This window comes from Variovorax beijingensis (genome assembly GCF_003951285.1).
GTDB lineage: Bacteria > Pseudomonadota > Gammaproteobacteria > Burkholderiales > Burkholderiaceae_C > Variovorax > Variovorax beijingensis.
Genome location: NZ_RXFQ01000058.1, coordinates 1 through 2,588, shown reverse-complemented (window position 1 = coordinate 2,588; position 2,588 = coordinate 1). Strand labels below are relative to the sequence as shown.

The following is a 2,588-nucleotide window of genomic DNA, read 5'->3' as shown; positions in this document are numbered from 1 at the left end:
ATACTTGGTGGACACCATCGTCATGGACACAAGGCAGCAACTCAAGACGGGATCACCGCGCGCTTACGTACTGCCAACAATCAATGCCAATGAAGCTACCGCCCACTTGAACATTTTCGCTCCTGGTTTATGAGTTCCCGCTGCTGCCGCTCAATGTCCGCTCATGGGCGATTGTTGGCCATCCCATGGTCAGTGCGCACGCTCCCGAGGTTTTTTTTGTGAGGTGGCCACGAAGGTCGGCTTCTGGCCGTCTAGCGTCGCTGATGATCTACCGGCGATCGATCAGGGCCTCAATTTCCCTGATCACCGCCTCTTTCTCTTTGTTGTAGACCTGCGGGTCGCCCGGGTCTATTGAGTGGGCCCGGTCCTTTGCCTCCTCGTACTTCTGGCGGAGGTCGGGCCGACGACCGAGGATATCCATAAAGGCCAGCGAATCCTTGTGCACAGGATCGCCACGGTGGCAAATGTGCACATTGACGTTGAAACGCCGGCCAGCGTGAACGACAGATGCGCAAACGTATGGCTTCTCGTCCGTGTCCACCCATACCGGCCGGCGATGGAAGCCCATACGCTCGAACGCGCGTTGTTCGTCTCGAAGATTCTGCCGTGCTGTGATCGCCACAGCATCGATCATGGCCTTGCCGCGCAGGCCTTCGACCGCTGTACTGCCGATGTGCACGAGTTCCACCCCTTCGAGAACCTCGTGAACAAATTCCCGCACTTCGGCAAAGACTTCGCCATAGACAGGATCGTAGGCGACGATGTGCCGGTGATGCAGCCCCTCATCAAATCGTTCGAGTTTCATCCGGTACCAAGTTGATTCACTTCAAATTTACGGAATGACGGCTTCTCAGAAGATTCGCTCGGGCTCGCGAACGTCAGGTTGTGGCCGGCTGTAGCCGCACGGACTGCTGGCGCAAAGGGGCCCAAGCTGACATACACCTCTATGCTGGGAATCGTGGCAGCTTGGCTTCCTCAACGGCCGCTCTGAACGCCGTGTCCCACGCAGCCCATTGCTCCGGTGACGCTTGACCCTCGACGGTTATGCCTGATGGCTCAAACGACGCTTCAAAGCACGGATCACCGGAGGGATCGCAGAAGAAACCCATTGAGTCTGGCCGTGCTCCCGGTAATCCGAGAAGTAGCCTGCCCAGTGTTGCGACCTCAGCTTCCGTCAGGCGTCCCGTGTAGATGGTGTATGTCCCACCAATCTTCACGAACGGTCTTGTCGCCAGATCGTGCTCGCTCCAAGGCTGGAACCAACCTTCCAAGCCTTCGACATGGTCTTCAGCGGTCATGGGTGCTTTTCTACTTCAGCTTCTGGCCGAGGGGGCGACTATCGGCAGCGACATTCGGTGGGGCCGTCGCGGGAGCCGGTCATGGATTTGGGATAGACCGGCACCATCTGACCTTGCTTCCGTTGGGTCGCGCAGTACGTCTGACACCGTGCCTCCAGCCGCGAGCCGAGCCAACCGGAGCCATAGCCGACCAGCACACTCGTAACGCCGAAAACGACCACCACGCCAAGCGCAATCAGTGCAGGCGAAATACGGCGTCTCATCGTTGGTCAAAGCTTCATTTTGGCAGGCAAGATGAATGTCGGGTTCTGGCCGAATGTAGCCGGTCGCGGCGCCGTCATGAGCGGGCCCTAAGCTAAGCGGTGGTACGAATCGCTCGGTAGCCGGCATTCGCTGACAGGCAATCCCAGCCTCAACGTCGATGTCAGGTCAGGCCGACAGGAATGCCGGAGCCACCGTCCATCTTGGTAATCCGCCATCGCAAGGGGTCGGCGTTCTCGAATCTGATTTCGTAGTCAAAGCTCGAGTCCACCGTGAGCAAGAGTACGCGAAATCTCGGCTCAGAACGGCTCATCGCCTCTCGTAGGTCAACGGCCATCTCGTTCATCGTCGAATAGAAATCGCTGGTTTCAAACGGGTCAATCAGGTTGACCTTCCCGTCGCGTTCGTATGAAGCAATCGACCCGTACTTGAGGTCGTCTGCGTCGAAGCGGAAGAATGCGCGATTCCATCCAGGCATACCAGTCTGAAGAAGTGCCATGAAGTTGCGTGCCAGCGCAACCACGATTTCATTGCTTTGTGCGCTCATGCTGGTGTGGTCAAGCAGGTTTGTGGAACGTCCGGAAGTGGACGCATTCTGCCTGCCCGCCTCATTCGTTGAACGCAACCCTCTGGACGCGTAGGTCAACGAGCAGGACCGTCGGACCGTCGAGCTCGACGCCCCTGTGGACCGACGTGAAAACGGCGGACCAATGGACCGGCGTCTTTCCCTCGCGCTCGCTCAGCGTAGGGTCAGGCTGCACGTCCAGGAGCGAACCTTCCATTCCGCTGGACTTTGCGAACTCCACGGTGAGCACCTTTGCCAGCGAGGCCGCCTCATCCCGGGAAAGACGCCGAACGTGGTTGGTCATGAGGTTGAAATTGGAGGGAGGTGGTGAAGGTCGGCTTGTGGCCGGACTCTGCCGTCGCACGGCCCTGGAGCTTTGGGCCCAGAGCTACCTTTCAGAGCATGTAAAGGAAAGCCCGCAAGCAGTCTGAAGTTGGACTTGGACACTTGCACAGATCTTCTCA

4 protein-coding genes are annotated in these 2,588 nt (G+C 58.2%); all 4 read right to left on the bottom strand.

Translation table 11 applies throughout. The features are described 5' to 3' along the window. Positions 1-268: 268 nt before the first annotated feature. On the bottom strand, positions 269-805 hold the full coding sequence (locus EJO66_RS32315; protein ID WP_125967274.1) for a GrpB family protein: 537 nt from the start codon (positions 803-805) through the stop codon (positions 269-271). Between the two features lie 139 nt (positions 806-944). Next, a complete protein-coding gene (locus EJO66_RS32310; protein ID WP_125967273.1) occupies positions 945-1,298 on the bottom strand; it encodes a hypothetical protein in 354 nt (117 codons plus the stop codon). A gap of 424 nt (positions 1,299-1,722) precedes the next feature. Continuing rightward, the gene (locus EJO66_RS32305) at positions 1,723-2,106 is read right to left on the bottom strand and encodes a hypothetical protein (RefSeq protein WP_125967272.1); all 384 of its coding nucleotides are present in this window, start codon (positions 2,104-2,106) and stop codon (positions 1,723-1,725) included. 61 nt (positions 2,107-2,167) lie between these two features. Next, on the bottom strand, positions 2,168-2,428 hold the full coding sequence (locus EJO66_RS32300) for a hypothetical protein (RefSeq protein ID WP_125967271.1): 261 nt from the start codon (positions 2,426-2,428) through the stop codon (positions 2,168-2,170). Positions 2,429-2,588: the final 160 nt, after the last annotated feature.